Source organism: Ferruginibacter sp., assembly GCF_031391665.1.
Lineage (GTDB): Bacteria > Bacteroidota > Bacteroidia > Chitinophagales > Chitinophagaceae > Ferruginibacter.
Genome location: NZ_JANMUN010000260.1, coordinates 25,486 through 39,998 on the forward strand (window position 1 = coordinate 25,486; position 14,513 = coordinate 39,998).

The window sequence follows — 14,513 nt, forward strand, 5'->3', positions numbered from 1 at the left end:
GCTGCCGTGAAAAAACAAAAGCAAAGAATAATTCTGGAAAACGTTTTGGTAACCGATTATGCTGCCGAAGGAAAGGCGCTGGCCAAACTGGATGGAAAAGTAATTTTTATTTCTGGTGCTGTGCCCGGCGATGTGGCCGATATTTTTATTACCAAAAATAAAAAAGACTGGGCCGAGGGAAGGGTGCAAAAAATAATAAGTTACTCTAAAGAAAGAGTAGAGCCGTTTTGTAAACACTTTGGTGTATGCGGCGGTTGTAAATGGCAAATGATGCCGTATGCAAAACAATTGCAGTACAAACAGCAGGAAGCAGAGCAGAATTTAAAGCGCATTGGGAAAATTCCGCTACCCGAAATATTGCCCATTATTGGTGCAGATGATGATAAATATTACCGCAATAAATTAGAGTTCACGTTTAGCAATAAAAGGTATTTGTTGCCAGGTGAAATTGCCCCCCCACCCCCCGAAGGGGGGATTTTAAGCAATCCAATTTTAGAAAGTTCTTTTAAAGAATCAGGCCCTTCGGAAATCCCCCCTTCGGGGGGTGGGGGGGCTTTGGGCTTTCACGTACCCCGCCTGTTTGATAAAATAATTGATATTGAAGAGTGTTATTTAATGGATGGGGTAAATAACAGCATCCGCAATACAGTAAGAGATTTTGCTTTACTAAACAATTATTCATTTTACGATGTAAGGGAACATACGGGATGGCTGCGAAATATTGTTATCCGTTACTGCACCACCGGGCAGCTGATGGTGAATATGATTTTTAATTTTGAAGAAGAAACAGAACGTAAAAAACTGCTGGATCATTTATTGCAGCAGGTACCTTCGATAACTACTTTATTATTTACCATCAACCCAAAATGGAACGATACTATTTACGATTTAACACCGCAGGTATATTTTGGAAAAGGCTTTGTAATAGAAGAGTTAGAACAGTTTCAATTTAAAATTTCACCCAAATCATTTTTTCAAACTAATACCAAGCAAGCAGAAAAATTATACAGGGTAACAAGAGATTTTGCAGCATTAACCGGTAACGAAGTAGTGTACGATTTATATTGTGGCACGGGCAGCATTGGCATTTTTGTAAGCCGGCATGCAAAAAAAATAATTGGTGTAGAAGTTATTGAAGAGGCTATTGCAGATGCTAAAGAAAATGCTGCATTGAATAATATTACCCATGCACAATTTTTTGCCGGCGATGTTATAAAAATTTGCAACGATGATTTTTTTGCAACTCATGGCAGGCCTGATGTTATTATTACCGATCCGCCAAGGGCGGGTATGCATGATAAATTAGTAACTAAGCTTTTAGAAATTGCAGCCCCTAAAATAGTTTATGTAAGCTGTAACACTGCCACTCAGGCAAGAGACATAGCTTTGCTGAGCGAAAAATATACGGTAGAAAAAATTCAACCGGTAGATATGTTTCCGCACACACACCATATTGAATGTGTGGTGTTGCTGATATTGAAATAAAAATTTAAAAATTAACTTTACACAATGGCATACTATAATTCCGGAAATCAAATACAAAGAGAAACACCGGTTGTTTTTAATCTTATCATAATTAATGTATTGGTTTATGCTGCACAAAAAATAATAGGCGACAAAGTAACTGACGCTATAGCATTATTTCCAATAAACAGTCCTTTTTTTAAACCCCACCAGGTTATAACGCACATGTTTGCTCATTCCCCAAATTCGCTGATGCATATAATATTTAACATGCTTGGTTTATGGATGTTTGGAAGCATGCTTGAAAAATATTGGGGAGGAAAAAAATTTTTAATCTTTTATTTACTTTCAGGACTTGCAGCGGCTGCTTTGCATTTAATAATGCAATATTTAAGAAATCCCGAAGTAGGACAAATTACTCAGGTAATGTATGACCAGGCTGTTGCAAGTGAGGGCTATATTCCTAAATATTTTCTGGGAGGTGCAGTAGGGGCATCGGGTGCAGTGATGGGGGTTATGGCAGCATTTGCTTACCTTTTTCCCAACACGCCATTATTCATGATGTTTATACCCATTCCAATTAAAGCTAAAATTGCTATTCCTATAATGGTAGCAATAGATTTGTTTGGTGGCTTTGCTGGAATACCTGGCGATAACATTGCGCATTTTGCACATTTAGGTGGAGCAATTGCTGGCTTTTTATTAGTGTTATACTGGAACAAAACCAACAAAAAAACTTTCTATTAACTCTTAACATTATTATGTTATAACTGTTAGTAAATTTGCAAGGCAAAAAATTATGGGAGAGTCGGACAGATACCAGGATTACAGAGGATTAGCAAGGCGAAGATTTACACTTGGCCAGGCAGGTAATGCACTTTTTGCATTGTTTGCCATAAATATGGTTTTCTTTTTTTTAATACTTATCTCAAGAGTTTTTTATTTATATACCCACCAGGGCGAGGGGGCAGCAGCACTGCAGTTTGATGCTATACGCTGGGTGGCAATGCCGGCAAGCTTGATTAAGTTAAGCGAATCGCCATGGACAGTTTTAACTTTTATGTTTTCGCAGGGTGGTATGGATACATTTCCATTACTGCTTACCATGTTAACCAGTATGCTCTGGTTATGGGCCTTTGGTTATATTTTGCAAGATCTGTCGGGCAATAAATTTATTTTTCCTGTTTACATTTATGGCAGTTTACTTGGGGCCGTGTTTTTTATTATTGTGGTGTATGCTTTGCCGCCACTTAAAGCAAATATTGGCAACGCTTATTTATACGGTTCGCAAACCGGCACTGCGGCAATTGCCATGGCGGTAACAACATTTTCGCCACGCTACCGCATTTTTAAAAATATTGGCAGGGGAATTCCTGTTTGGGTTTTAACGGGCTTGTTTCTTTTAATAACTTTAATAAGTGCATTTTCTCTTACCAATGCCGGCAGCTTTGCCACTTTAGGCGGTGCATTAGCAGGTTTTTTATTTGTTTATTTATTACGGCAGGGAAAAGATTTAAGTGTATGGATGATTAATTTATACAATTGGGGCAGCAATCTTTTTAACCCCAATAAAAAAGCAGCGGTAAATAAAACAAAAGAAAAAGTATTTTATAATACCGGCAGCAGAAAACCATTTAATAAAACGGCCAACGTTACACAACAGCGTATTGATGAAATATTAGATAAAATAAGCCAGCAGGGCTACCATTTTCTTACAGAAGAAGAAAAAAATATTTTAAAAAGGGCCAGCGAAGAAGAGTTGTAGGCGTCTCATCTTTTATAAAATTTGTTAACGTTTTAAGATTGAAATATTTTTAACCATCTGGTGTTATCTTTATGCAATGCCCAAAAGCCTTTTCCGCAGAATAACAAAAAAGTTTTTCATTATCACCAATATAATTTTGGCGGTGTTGTTTTTATTGGGCTGCTATGGCGGATGGTTTAATCCAAAATACTTTTGGCCGCTCGGTTTACTTACTCTTGCATCTTTTTATTTACTGGGTTTATTATTGCTGTTTGTTTTATTTTGGTTGTTTGTAAAAGCAAGGTGGTCGTTAATTTCTGTAATTACCATTTTGCTGGCGTATAAACCAATTACTACTATTATTCCATTTAGATTTTCAACCGGATTTGCAAAACAAAAACAAGACAGTAACTTACGCATAATGAGCTGGAATGTAGAACACTTTGATATTTTAGAACACAAAACGCACCCCGAAAAAAAACAGCAGATGCTGGATCTGATAAAAGATTTTCAGCCGGATATTGCAACTTTTCAGGAAATGGTGGGCAGCGATAATGTGGCTAAAGCAATTAATTATATTCCCGATATAATGGAGCAGGCAGTATTTACTGATTATAATTATTCTTACAACCCAAAACTGGATTTTGACGGGCAGCATCATTTTGGTATTATCACTTTTTCAAAATATCCCATCATTAATAAAAAAACGATGAGTTATTATCCAAACGATTACAATTCTATTTTTCAATACACAGACATTGTAAAAGGTGCAGATACTTTTCGTGTGTTTAATATTCATTTGCAATCGCTGAAATTTACGGTTACAAATTTAGAGTATATTGAAAAGCCCACTATTACCGACGACGAGGACCTGAAAAAATCGAGGAGCCTGATCAGTAAATTAAAAAAAGGGTTTTTAAAAAGAAAAATACAGTCGGAAAGAATAAAAGAAGAAATGGACAAAAGCCCTTACCCTGTAATTGTGTGTGGCGATTTTAACGATGTGCCCAATAGCTATGCTTACAACACTATTGGCAAAGGCATACAAAATGCTTTTGCAGAAAAAGGCAGCGGCATTGGCCGTACCTACAGTGGTATTTCCCCCACACTGCGTATTGATAATATTTTTTTAGATTATAAATTTGAGGTGAAGCAGTTTACAAGAATCAGTAAAAAATTAAGTGATCACTTTCCTGTTATTACTGATGCAGCAATAATAAAATAATGGTACTTTTGATTTTAAGATGAAAAAAACTACTCCATATTATTTTTTCTGTTGCCGTTGCGGCATGTAATATATCTTTGTCACGGCATCTTTTAAAAAAAGTGCAAACATTATCAAATTAATTTTTCAAAGTAAAATAAATTTCCCTTTACGGGATAGGGATATGTCTTTAAAAATTTATAACACCATTTCTAGAGAGAAAGAAGAATTTAAACCAGTTACGCCGGAGCATGTGGGTATGTACGTATGCGGCCCAACCGTGTACAGCGATGTGCATTTAGGCAACTGCCGTACATTTATTTCTTTTGATATTATTTACCGCTACTTAACTAATTTGGGTTACAAAGTGCGTTATGTACGCAACATTACCGATGCCGGGCATTTGGAAGGCGACCGTGATGAAGGCGATGATAAGTTTAGTAAAATTGCAAGGCTGCAGCAGGTGGAACCAATGGAAATTGTACAAAAATATACATTGGGCTTTCATCATGTAATGCAGTTGTTTAATAATTTGCCACCATCAATTGAGCCAACCGCTACCGGCCATATTGCCGAGCAAATTGAAATGACCAAACACATCATTGCTAACGGCTATGCGTATGAAGTAAATGGTACCATTTATTTTGATGTAGAAAAATACAGCAAAGAACAACCTTACGGAATTTTAACTAACAGAAAATTAGAAGATCTTTTGGAGGGTACAAGAGAATTGGGCGGACAGGATGAAAAACGTGGTCGCCTCGATTTTGCTTTATGGATAAAAGCCAGCCCAGAACATTTAATGCAATGGCCCAGCCCCTGGGGAATGGGTTTTCCCGGCTGGCATATTGAATGCTCGGCCATGAGTGAAAAATATTTGGGTAAAAAATTTGATATACATGGTGGCGGAATGGACCTTGCTGCTACACACCATACCAACGAAATTGCACAAAGCCAGGCCTGCAACCATACCAGTCCGGCCAATTACTGGATGCATACCAACATGCTAACGGTTAACGGCACCCGTATGAGCAAATCTTTAGGCAATGGTTTTTTACCAGAAGAATTGTTTACCGGCAATCACCCGTTGCTGGAAAAAGCTTACTCGCCGATGACGACCCGTTTTTTTATGCTGCAAACGCATTACCGCAGCACATTAGATTTTAGCAACGAGGCTTTGCAGGCAAGCGAAAAAGGTTTTAAAAGATTGTGGGAAGCTTACGAAGTGCTGAAGAAATTTACAATTATAAACAACGATGCAGCAGCAAAAGATGTGGAACTTAATGCTAAATGTTTGCAAATTATTGCGGCCTTTGATGAGAACATGAATGATGATTTTAACACCGCTAAAGTATTGGCTAATATGTTTGAGCTGGTGCCTTTAATTAATTCTATTAAAGATGGATTGATACCCGCTGATGCATTGGCTTCATCTACCTTGATTTTAATGCAGCAAAAATTTAAGGCTTACATAGAAGAGGTGTTTGGTTTAACAGACGAATTTAATTTGAGCGACGGAAAGCTGAGCGGTGTAATGGAATTATTAATTGACATCAGAAAAGAAGCAAAGTCAAAAAAAGATTTTGCTACCAGTGATAAAATAAGAAACCAGTTAACCGCAATTGGTATTAATTTAAAAGATGAGAAAGACGGTGGAGTAAGCTGGAGTGTGTAATATTTTTTAACTCATTGTAAATCTGCCTCAATTTTTTGAGGCAGCTTTTTTATGCTTCATCTTTAAAATATTACGGTTCACTCCCTAAAAAGTACCGTTTGCGGTAATTGCTAAATCCATAGTTGTTATTTTTTGTAATCAGATTATAAAAACAATCAATTATGAAAAAGAACATCCCCTTTAAAAGTGTATTATTTGCAGCCATAGCAGGCGCAGTATTTAGTTTTTCATCGTGTAAAGATGATGATGTACCAACACCGCCAAAAACCAACACTATTAAAGATGTAGTGGTAGCCGGCGCTACTTTTAGTGTGTTGGAAGAAGCGGTAGTAAAAGCCAACTTGGCTGCAACTTTAAGCGGCACAGGTCCATTTACGGTATTTGCACCCGATAATGCTGCCTTTGCAAGTGCAGGTATTACTTCTGCTACTGTTACCTCGTTATCATCAACACAATTAAGCGATCTTTTGCTTTACCACACCATTGGCTCAAAAATTTTAGCTGCCAATGTACCTGCTGGCCCCAATGCAAAAGTGGTAACAGCTGGAGGCGATTCTGTTTTTGTTACTAAAAATGCAGCCGGTGTATTTGTAAACGGTATTAAGGTTACTACTGCAGATGTTGCTGCAGATAATGGTGTGATACACATTTTATCAAAAGCATTAAACAAACCTTCTGGTAGTATTGTAGCAACCGCACAAGCAGCTGGTTCTGGCTTAGATTCGTTGGTAAAAGCAATAGTACGGGCTAATAATGCACCAGGTGGAGATCCCACATTAATTAATACTTTAAGTACCGCAACTATTACTGTATTTGCACCTACTAATGCAGCATTTACGCAATTATTAACTGCTTTAGGAACTAATAATATTGATAACATTCCTGTTGCAACTTTATTGGCCGTACTGCGGTACCATGTAGTTGGAGGAAGAGCATTCTCATCAGATCTTGCAAATGGCTCATTAGCCATGTTAGCTGGCGGCACCACCACCATTAGCTTAACAACAGGTGCAACAATAAGGGGAAATGGAAATGGCGGAACTGCATCAAATATTATAGCCACCAATATAATGGCACGCAATGGAGTGGTACACGCTATCGACAGAGTTTTGTTACCATAATATGAAAAACTCAACTGCATCAGCGGCGAACAATTTTTAATTTTCGCCGTTGATGTTAGTATTATAAAACCCCAACAATGTTTGCTAATAAATACCGGTATGTTTTTATTGCAGTTTTAGCCACTTACACCTACCTTAATACTGTATTGTGTGAGGTGTATAAATACTTTAATATCCCCATAGAATGGTATGTAGCTTTTGCAACTATTACCATAATTACATTACTAATATGGGAAACCAGCAGGTTAATTGAACCGTTTTTTAAAAAATTAATTAGCCGGCAACAAAATAAAATAAGAACGCTGGTGGTATTTTTTATTACGGCAGTTTATTTACCACTATTATTACAATTAGCGTAGTGTTTTTTGTAAGTATGGGGCTACACAATTACAGTTTTAAGCAAACTGTAATACCGCTAAAATTAAATTTAATTTATGCATGGCTGGCCAACCTGTTGTTTCATCTATTAAACGCCATTAAGTTTTATTTTACCCAGTATAAAACCAAATGGATGGAGGCAGAGGAATTAAAAAGAATATCGGCACAGGCAGAACTACAATTAGTAAAAAGTCAGATAAACCCTCATTTTTTATTCAATAATTTAAATGTACTGTCGGCATTAATTATGAAAAATAATGAAGAGGCCAATAAATTTATTGAAGAGTTTTCTAAAGTGTACCGTTATATATTAAACAACCACGATAAAGAACTGGTGGATATAAAAACAGAGCTTGATTTTATAAAACCGTATATTTTTTTACTACAAAAAAGATTTGCCGAAGGGCTAGATATAACTATTGAAGTACCCGAACCCTATGAAAAATTTTATGTAATACCGGCCTCTTTACAAATGCTTATAGAAAATGCCATTAAGCATAATGTAGTAAGTAAAACAAAACCACTGCATATTGATGTGCATATCAATGGCAATAATTCCATTGTGGTATCTAACAATTTGCAGTTGCGCCAATCGGTAGATAATTCTACCAAAATTGGATTAGCTAATATTATTAAACGCTATCAGTTGGTAAGCGGAAAAAACGTAACCGTAAAAAATGATGCGGTTGATTTTACAGTTGCGCTGCCCTTACTTACTTTAAATTAAAATGTGCCATGACAATTTTAATTGTAGAAGACGAACAATTAGCCCAGGAAAGATTACAGCTTTTAGTAAAAGCTTACGATGCATCTATAAACATTGTAGGCTGTCTGGAAAGTGTTGAAGAAACTGTACAATGGCTTAACACCAAACCGCACCCCGATTTAATATTATTGGATATACATTTATCCGACGGGCAAAGCTTTGAAATTTTTAAACGCACCACTACACAAAAGCCCATCATTTTTACTACTGCTTACGAAAACTACGCTATTGATGCCTTTAAATTATTCAGTGTAGATTATATTTTAAAACCGGTAAGCGCAGAAGCATTAGCTACGGCATTGAATAAATATAAAAACCTGGCCACCGCATTTGCTCCTAAAGATTACCAGTTGCTGATGGAGCAGGTTAAGGATAATTTTTCGGTAAATTATAAAAGCAGGTTTTTAGCAAAGGTTGGCCAGCGGTTGTTTTTTATTGCTGCCAGCGAAGTGGCCTATTTTGCTGCCGATAATAAAATTGTTTTTTTAATAGACAAGGAAGGTAACAGGTTTGTAATTAACACCACTATGGAAAAATTAGAAACTGAATTAAATCCCAAAGATTTTTTCAGGCTCAACAGAAAAATAATTATTAATGCAGGTGTTATCGACCAGGTAAAACCATACCAAAGCAACCGCCTTAAACTGCATTTAAAAGGCATTGCTGCACAAGAAGAAATAATTATAAGCAGAGAAAGGGTGGCTGATTTTAAACAATGGGCCGATGCATAAATTTTTGCAGCCGATACATTTTTTTTGCAGATATTGAGGAGTAAATTATTACCATGCCTCATATTGTCCATTTATCTAAAGATAAAAAACTTAAAAAAATAATTGAGCACCAGCAGCCGTTTCTTTTAGTCAAAAGAAAAAATATACACCTGCATTTATGTAATTCTATTATGAGCCAGCAGCTGAGTACTAAAGTTGCCGATGTTTTTCAAAAAAGATTTTTGAATTTATATAAAGGCAAAACTCCTACTGCACAACAAATTGCCGAAACTCCTTTTGAAACTTTACGCAGCATTGGCCTTAGTAACGCTAAAGCAAACTATGTACACAATGTCTGCAAATTTTTTATTGATGAAAAAATTACTGATGCCCGTTTGCATAAAATGAGCAATGAAGAACTGATAAAATACCTTACTCAAATAAAAGGGGTGGGCCAATGGACGGTGGAAATGATTTTAATGTTTACCCTTGGCCGTGAAGATATTTTTGCAGTAGATGATTTAGGCATACAGCAGGCCATTTGTAAACTGTATAATATTGATGCGGCAGATAAAAAAGCAATGAAAGAAAAAATGTTATCCATCAGTAAAAAATGGAGCCCTTATAAAACTTATGCCTGCAGGTATTTGTGGGGATGGAAGGATAATACAGCCCCTAAAGCCCCTCCGCCCCTAAAGGGGAACTTCAGCGTAAAATAATTTTATTATCTTTTAGCAAAAAAAAACAGTAACAAATTTAAGGTTGAAACAATAAAAAAACAGTAACTACCTAAGTTCCTCTTTAGGGGACAGGGGCTTTACAATCTCCTCCAAATATCGCTTATCAATTTCATCAAACTCATTCAACAGTTCACTATCCACATCAAGCACACCAAAAACTTCACCATCTTTAAAAAGAGGAATTACAATTTCTGATTTTGATAAACTGCTGCAGGCAATATGCCCGGGAAATTTTTCTACATCGGGTACAATTAACGTTACCGCATTTTGCCAGGCAGCACCGCATACACCACGGCCTTTTTTAATTCGGGTACAGGCCACCGGTCCCTGAAAAGGCCCCAAAACTAATTCTTTATCATCCTGAGCTGAGCCGAAGGGCTTCACTAAATAAAAACCCACCCACAACCAATTAAATTGTTCTTTTAATGCAGCAGCAACATTAGCCAGGTTGGCAATTAAATCAGGCTCGCCATCAATCAAAGCATTTATTTGCGGAATAAGCGATTGATAAATTTCTGCTTTAGTGCCTTGAATAATATGTAAATCCTCCGCCATTATTTTTATTTTCTTATTAAAATTTGTTCTTCCATTTTTAATTCCCGGTCAAAAATAAAAGTACCAAAAGGAATGATGGAAGCAATAAAAGCTTTGCCCAGCCATAAAATTTCTTTTTTAAAAGAAGTAAATATTTCAAAGGCAAAATAAATAAAGGTTACAAATAAAGCGCCGTGTATCCACCCAACAACTTTTACCGCTTCGGGTAAATCCAGCATATATTTAAGCGGCATGGCAATACCTAATAAAACTAAAAATGAAATACCTTCAGCAATAGCCACCATTCTAAAACGGTGAAGTTGTTTAAGCAACACTTCTTTTGACATGTTTTTAATTTAAGGTGTTAAAAGGAAAAATTAATAATCAATAACCTGTTCTACAATTGCATCGGGTATTGCCCTCCATTCGTATTGCTGGTTTCTTAATTGAGGTTCAAAACCGGCTTCTTTTATAGATTGCTGAATGGTGGTACTGGTAAAACGGTGTGGCGCACCTGCAGCGCTTACTACATTTTCTTCAATCATAATACTTCCAAAATCGTTAGCGCCTGCATTTAAACAAATTTGCGCTACCTGTTTACCCACCGTTAGCCAGCTGGCCTGTATATTTTTTACATTGGGTAACATGATACGGCTCATCGCAATCATGCGTATATATTCTTCGGATGTAGTTAAATTGTGTACGCCACGTATTCTTGTAAGTAATGTATCTACATCCTGAAACGTCCATGGAATAAACGCTAAAAACCCTTTTGCATTTTCGGGCTTGCGGCTTTGAACTTCTCTTAATTTTATTAAATGTTCAAACCGTTCCTGTAAAGTTTCTACATGGCCAAACATCATGGTGGCAGATGTGGTAATATTTAGTTTATGTGCTTCATGCATAATATCCAGCCACTCTTGTGCACCGCATTTCCCTTTGCTTATTAAACGCCTTACCCTGTCGGTTAAAATTTCGGCCCCGGCCCCGGGTAAACTGTCCATACCAGCTTCTTTTAAAGCCATCAATACTTCACGGTGTGTACTTTTTTCAAGCTTTGTAATGTGCGCCACTTCCGGAGGGCCAAGGGTATGTAATTTTATATTGGGATAAAGGCTTTTTAATTCTTTAAACAGGTTCACGTAAAAACTTAAGCCGAGTTCCGGGTGGTGTCCGCCCTGTAACAACAATTGATCGCCACCAAATTTTATAGTTTCCTCAATTTTTGTTTTATAAGTTTCAATATCGGTTATATAAGCATCGGCATGGCCGGGTATGCGGTAAAAATTGCAAAACTTGCAATTGGCAATACACACGTTGGTGGTGTTTACATTACGGTCAATTTGCCAGGTAACTTTTCCATGGGGTACCTGCTTTTTGCGTAACTCATTGGCCACATACATCAACTCGGTTAAGGGAGCGTTTTCAAACAAATACATACCTTCTTCTGCAGTAAGAAAACCAAAATCGAGGGCCTTCTGGTATAAATCATTTAAGTTCATAAAAAACCTTTTGTGTAATAAACAACAAAAGTACATCCATTAGGTTGTAAATTACATACTGCTTAATGAGAAAAAATATTTTAACGATATTGCTTATTGCCAATAGTCTTTTGCCAGCTTTTATTTGCCGGGCACAGGAAATATTATCTCCGCCGCCTGCTAAATTACTTACCAGATTTCCGTTTAAACAGTACAGTGGTGGTGTTATGGTTATACAGGCAAGGGTGGGTAATGTGCCAGATACATTAAATTTTGTTTTAGACACAGGAAGCGGCGGCATTTCGTTAGACTCTTCCACCTGCGCCGAATTTAAAATTTTAAGTAAAGCAAGTGATACAACCATTACCGGTATTGGCGGCATACGAAAAGTGCCCTTTGTTTTTGATGAAACATTGCATTTAACCGGGTTGGATGTGCCTCATCTTAATTTTCATGTTAATAATTATGAAGTACTCACCAGTGTTTATGGCGAAAAAGTAGATGGTATTATTGGCTACAGTTTTTTCAGTAAATATATAGTTTCTATAAATTTCGACAGCAGTATTATTGAAGTGTACAGCCCCGGGAAAATTAATTACCCAAAAGGGGGAAGTACATTGCATCCTGTTTTTACTGCACTGCCCATACAATGGGTAAACATAAAAGACAGAAAAAAAATGGGATATAATTTTTATTTTGATACAGGTGCAGGTTTATGTTTTTTAATGAGTGAACAATTTGCCCAGGACAGCAGTGTTTTACTTTCCCGGCGTAAACCTGTATTAACCCAGGCACAGGGCATGGGAGGCAAACTGCAAATGAGGCTTACTGTTGTAAAAGAAGTTAAGCTGGGGCCGTACAGGTTTCACCAGGTACCCACTTACTTATATGATGATGCATATAACGTAACATCTTTTCCTTTTACCGGAGGCCTTATTGGAAATGATTTGTTGCGAAGATTTAATATGATAATTAATTATCCTAAAAGAGAAATTCACCTGTTGCCCAACAGTCATTTTAAAGAAGGTTTTGATTATGCTTACACTGGCCTTGGTATTTATTATGAGGAAGGGAAAATTGTGGTAGGCGATGTTATAGAAGGTTCACCAGGCGCAAAAGCAAGATTTTTACCCGGCGACGAAGTTTTTTCTGTAGGCAATAATTTTTCTCACAACATTAATATCTATAAAAATATTTTACAAACCGCTAACGAAGAAATTAGAGTTATAGTAAAAAGAAAAGAAGAATTAATTATCCTCCATCTGTATCCACTAAGCATCAGGTAGTTTACCATTAAGTGATTATTTTTTTCCAAGATACCATATACGCAAAAGGTATATAAACCTATAATTTTTTTAACCCGTAACTATTTACCTTTGCCGCATGATTCAGTTTGAAAAATTTGTTTTGCCCAATGGATTAAAAGTATTGGTGCATGAAGATAAAAGTACCCCAATGGCTGTAGTAAATGTTTTGTACGATGTGGGGTCAAAAGACGAAGAACCACACAAAACCGGCTTTGCACATTTGTTTGAGCATTTAATGTTTGGCGGCAGCGTAAATATTCCGGTGTACGATGAACCGTTGCAGGTTGCCGGGGGCGAAAATAATGCTTACACTACCAACGATCTTACTAATTATTATTGTCAATTGCCGGCAGAAAATATTGAAACGGCTTTTTGGTTAGAGAGTGACCGCATGTTATCGTTAGCATTTGGTAAAAAAAGTTTAGATACCCAACGCAAAGTAGTAAGCGAAGAGTTTAAAGAACATTATATAAACAAACCGTATGGTGATGTTTGGCATAAGTTGAGAGAACTTATTTATACCGTTCATCCATACAGATGGATGACGATCGGTGCTGAACTTAGCCATATAGAAAATGCAACACTTGATGATGTAAAGGCATTTTTTAAAAAGCACTACAATCCAAGCAATGCCATTTTGGTTGTTGCCGGTAATATAACTGTTGAAGAAGTAAAACGGCTTACCGAAAAATGGTTTGCTTCTATTCCGGCAGGGGAAAGATATATTCGTAACCTGCCTGTTGAGCCAAAACAAACCGCAGCCAGGTCAAATACCATAAAAGCAAATGTGCCGCTGGATGCATTGTACAAATGCTGGCATATATACCCACGTACCGACATGCGCTATTATACAGCAGACCTGATCACCGAAATTTTGGGTGGTGGCGGATCATCCCGTTTGTATCAGGCCCTGGTAAAAGAAAAACAACTGTTCAGTAATATTGAATGTTATCATTTAGGCAGTACCGATGCAGGTTTATTGACCATTGAAGGAAAACTGGTTAAAGGGATAAGAATGGAAGACGCAGAAGCCGCCATTAATGAAGAGTTGATAATTCTGCAGAAAGACGGCATCAGTCAGCGGGAACTGGATAAAGTAAAAAATAAAACAGAGAGCATGATCGCTTTTGAAGACATGAGCATAACCAACCGTGCAGCCAGTTTAGCTATGTATGAGTTGATGGGTGATGCAGACCTGATCAATAAAGAACTGGATAGGTACCGGGCTGTAACAGCCGATGAAATAAAGAACGAAAGCAACATCATTTTTGACGAAAAGAATTCTAATACGCTGTATTACTATTCCAATAACTGATAAATTAATGAACCGAAAAACAGCTCCGCTAATAAAAGATGCCATTGAATTTGACCTGAAGCTTAAGCCTTACG

At 37.0% G+C, this 14,513-nt stretch carries 15 protein-coding genes; 12 read left to right on the forward strand and 3 right to left on the reverse strand.

Going from position 1 to position 14,513, the window contains the following annotated elements; all coding sequences use genetic code 11:
• Positions 1-6: 6 nt before the first annotated feature.
• The 10 genes from rlmD to ACY651_RS19990 all read left to right on the forward strand — a co-directional run bounded on the left by rlmD (position 7) and on the right by ACY651_RS19990 (position 9,781).
• Positions 7-1,485 carry a 23S rRNA (uracil(1939)-C(5))-methyltransferase RlmD gene (rlmD, locus tag ACY651_RS19945; RefSeq protein ID WP_462255271.1) on the forward strand — a complete coding sequence of 493 codons (1,479 nt, stop codon included), beginning with the start codon at positions 7-9 and terminating at the stop codon, positions 1,483-1,485.
• A gap of 24 nt (positions 1,486-1,509) precedes the next feature.
• A complete protein-coding gene (locus tag ACY651_RS19950) occupies positions 1,510-2,211 on the forward strand; it encodes a rhomboid family intramembrane serine protease (protein WP_462255272.1) in 702 nt (233 codons plus the stop codon).
• Between the two features lie 52 nt (positions 2,212-2,263).
• Positions 2,264-3,229: a rhomboid family intramembrane serine protease gene (locus ACY651_RS19955; protein WP_462255273.1), complete on the forward strand. Its 966-nt coding sequence runs from the start codon at positions 2,264-2,266 to the stop codon at positions 3,227-3,229.
• Positions 3,230-3,305: 76 nt separating this feature from the next.
• Positions 3,306-4,433: an endonuclease/exonuclease/phosphatase family protein gene (locus ACY651_RS19960; protein ID WP_462255274.1), complete on the forward strand. Its 1,128-nt coding sequence runs from the start codon at positions 3,306-3,308 to the stop codon at positions 4,431-4,433.
• Between the two features lie 163 nt (positions 4,434-4,596).
• Positions 4,597-6,087 carry a cysteine--tRNA ligase gene (gene cysS, locus ACY651_RS19965; RefSeq protein WP_462255275.1) on the forward strand — a complete coding sequence of 497 codons (1,491 nt, stop codon included), beginning with the start codon at positions 4,597-4,599 and terminating at the stop codon, positions 6,085-6,087.
• A gap of 161 nt (positions 6,088-6,248) precedes the next feature.
• On the forward strand, positions 6,249-7,208 hold the full coding sequence (locus ACY651_RS19970; protein ID WP_462255276.1) for a fasciclin domain-containing protein: 960 nt from the start codon (positions 6,249-6,251) through the stop codon (positions 7,206-7,208).
• Between the two features lie 77 nt (positions 7,209-7,285).
• Positions 7,286-7,567: a hypothetical protein gene (locus tag ACY651_RS19975; RefSeq protein WP_462255277.1), complete on the forward strand. Its 282-nt coding sequence runs from the start codon at positions 7,286-7,288 to the stop codon at positions 7,565-7,567.
• A gap of 14 nt (positions 7,568-7,581) precedes the next feature.
• Positions 7,582-8,313 carry a sensor histidine kinase gene (locus ACY651_RS19980; RefSeq protein ID WP_462255278.1) on the forward strand — a complete coding sequence of 244 codons (732 nt, stop codon included), beginning with the start codon at positions 7,582-7,584 and terminating at the stop codon, positions 8,311-8,313.
• A gap of 8 nt (positions 8,314-8,321) precedes the next feature.
• Positions 8,322-9,083: a LytR/AlgR family response regulator transcription factor gene (locus tag ACY651_RS19985; RefSeq protein WP_462255279.1), complete on the forward strand. Its 762-nt coding sequence runs from the start codon at positions 8,322-8,324 to the stop codon at positions 9,081-9,083.
• A gap of 53 nt (positions 9,084-9,136) precedes the next feature.
• Positions 9,137-9,781 (forward strand): DNA-3-methyladenine glycosylase family protein, encoded by a 645-nt coding sequence (locus tag ACY651_RS19990; RefSeq protein WP_462255280.1) that lies wholly within the window; start codon positions 9,137-9,139, stop codon positions 9,779-9,781.
• A gap of 66 nt (positions 9,782-9,847) precedes the next feature.
• Here ACY651_RS19990 and ACY651_RS19995 read toward each other — a convergent pair whose 3' ends face one another.
• The 3 genes from ACY651_RS19995 to mqnC are packed head-to-tail and all read right to left on the reverse strand — an operon-like array spanning position 9,848 to position 11,838.
• Entirely contained in the window at positions 9,848-10,357 is a 510-nt protein-coding gene (locus tag ACY651_RS19995) for a GAF domain-containing protein (protein WP_462255281.1), read from the reverse strand.
• A 5-nt stretch (positions 10,358-10,362) separates the two neighbouring features.
• Positions 10,363-10,683: a DUF3817 domain-containing protein gene (locus tag ACY651_RS20000; protein ID WP_462255282.1), complete on the reverse strand. Its 321-nt coding sequence runs from the start codon at positions 10,681-10,683 to the stop codon at positions 10,363-10,365.
• A gap of 30 nt (positions 10,684-10,713) precedes the next feature.
• Positions 10,714-11,838, reverse strand: a complete 1,125-nt coding sequence (mqnC, locus tag ACY651_RS20005) for a cyclic dehypoxanthinyl futalosine synthase (RefSeq protein WP_462255283.1) — start codon at positions 11,836-11,838, stop codon at positions 10,714-10,716.
• A 65-nt stretch (positions 11,839-11,903) separates the two neighbouring features.
• Here mqnC and ACY651_RS20010 point away from each other — a divergent pair, with 65 nt between their 5' ends.
• Both ACY651_RS20010 and ACY651_RS20015 read left to right on the forward strand, forming a co-directional pair.
• Positions 11,904-13,103: an aspartyl protease family protein gene (locus ACY651_RS20010; RefSeq protein ID WP_462255284.1), complete on the forward strand. Its 1,200-nt coding sequence runs from the start codon at positions 11,904-11,906 to the stop codon at positions 13,101-13,103.
• A 97-nt stretch (positions 13,104-13,200) separates the two neighbouring features.
• On the forward strand, positions 13,201-14,439 hold the full coding sequence (locus tag ACY651_RS20015) for a M16 family metallopeptidase (protein WP_462255285.1): 1,239 nt from the start codon (positions 13,201-13,203) through the stop codon (positions 14,437-14,439).
• Positions 14,440-14,513: the final 74 nt, after the last annotated feature.

Bases quoted from the DNA above. Each gene is read 5' to 3' on its own strand.
- ACY651_RS20000 (WP_462255282.1), bottom strand. From the start codon at position 10,683: ATGTCAAAAGAAGTGTTGCTTAAACAACTTCACCGTTTTAGAATGGTG.
- ACY651_RS19960 (WP_462255274.1), top strand. From the start codon at position 3,306: ATGCCCAAAAGCCTTTTCCGCAGAATAACAAAAAAGTTTTTCATTATC.
- ACY651_RS20015 (WP_462255285.1), top strand. From the start codon at position 13,201: ATGATTCAGTTTGAAAAATTTGTTTTGCCCAATGGATTAAAAGTATTG.
- cysS (WP_462255275.1), top strand. From the start codon at position 4,597: ATGTCTTTAAAAATTTATAACACCATTTCTAGAGAGAAAGAAGAATTT.
- ACY651_RS19990 (WP_462255280.1), top strand. From the start codon at position 9,137: ATGCCTCATATTGTCCATTTATCTAAAGATAAAAAACTTAAAAAAATA.
- ACY651_RS19995 (WP_462255281.1), bottom strand. From the start codon at position 10,357: ATGGCGGAGGATTTACATATTATTCAAGGCACTAAAGCAGAAATTTAT.
- ACY651_RS19975 (WP_462255277.1), top strand. From the start codon at position 7,286: ATGTTTGCTAATAAATACCGGTATGTTTTTATTGCAGTTTTAGCCACT.
- ACY651_RS19970 (WP_462255276.1), top strand. From the start codon at position 6,249: ATGAAAAAGAACATCCCCTTTAAAAGTGTATTATTTGCAGCCATAGCA.
- mqnC (WP_462255283.1), bottom strand. From the start codon at position 11,838: ATGAACTTAAATGATTTATACCAGAAGGCCCTCGATTTTGGTTTTCTT.
- ACY651_RS20010 (WP_462255284.1), top strand. From the start codon at position 11,904: ATGAGAAAAAATATTTTAACGATATTGCTTATTGCCAATAGTCTTTTG.
- ACY651_RS19955 (WP_462255273.1), top strand. From the start codon at position 2,264: ATGGGAGAGTCGGACAGATACCAGGATTACAGAGGATTAGCAAGGCGA.
- ACY651_RS19985 (WP_462255279.1), top strand. From the start codon at position 8,322: ATGACAATTTTAATTGTAGAAGACGAACAATTAGCCCAGGAAAGATTA.
- ACY651_RS19980 (WP_462255278.1), top strand. From the start codon at position 7,582: ATGGGGCTACACAATTACAGTTTTAAGCAAACTGTAATACCGCTAAAA.
- ACY651_RS19950 (WP_462255272.1), top strand. From the start codon at position 1,510: ATGGCATACTATAATTCCGGAAATCAAATACAAAGAGAAACACCGGTT.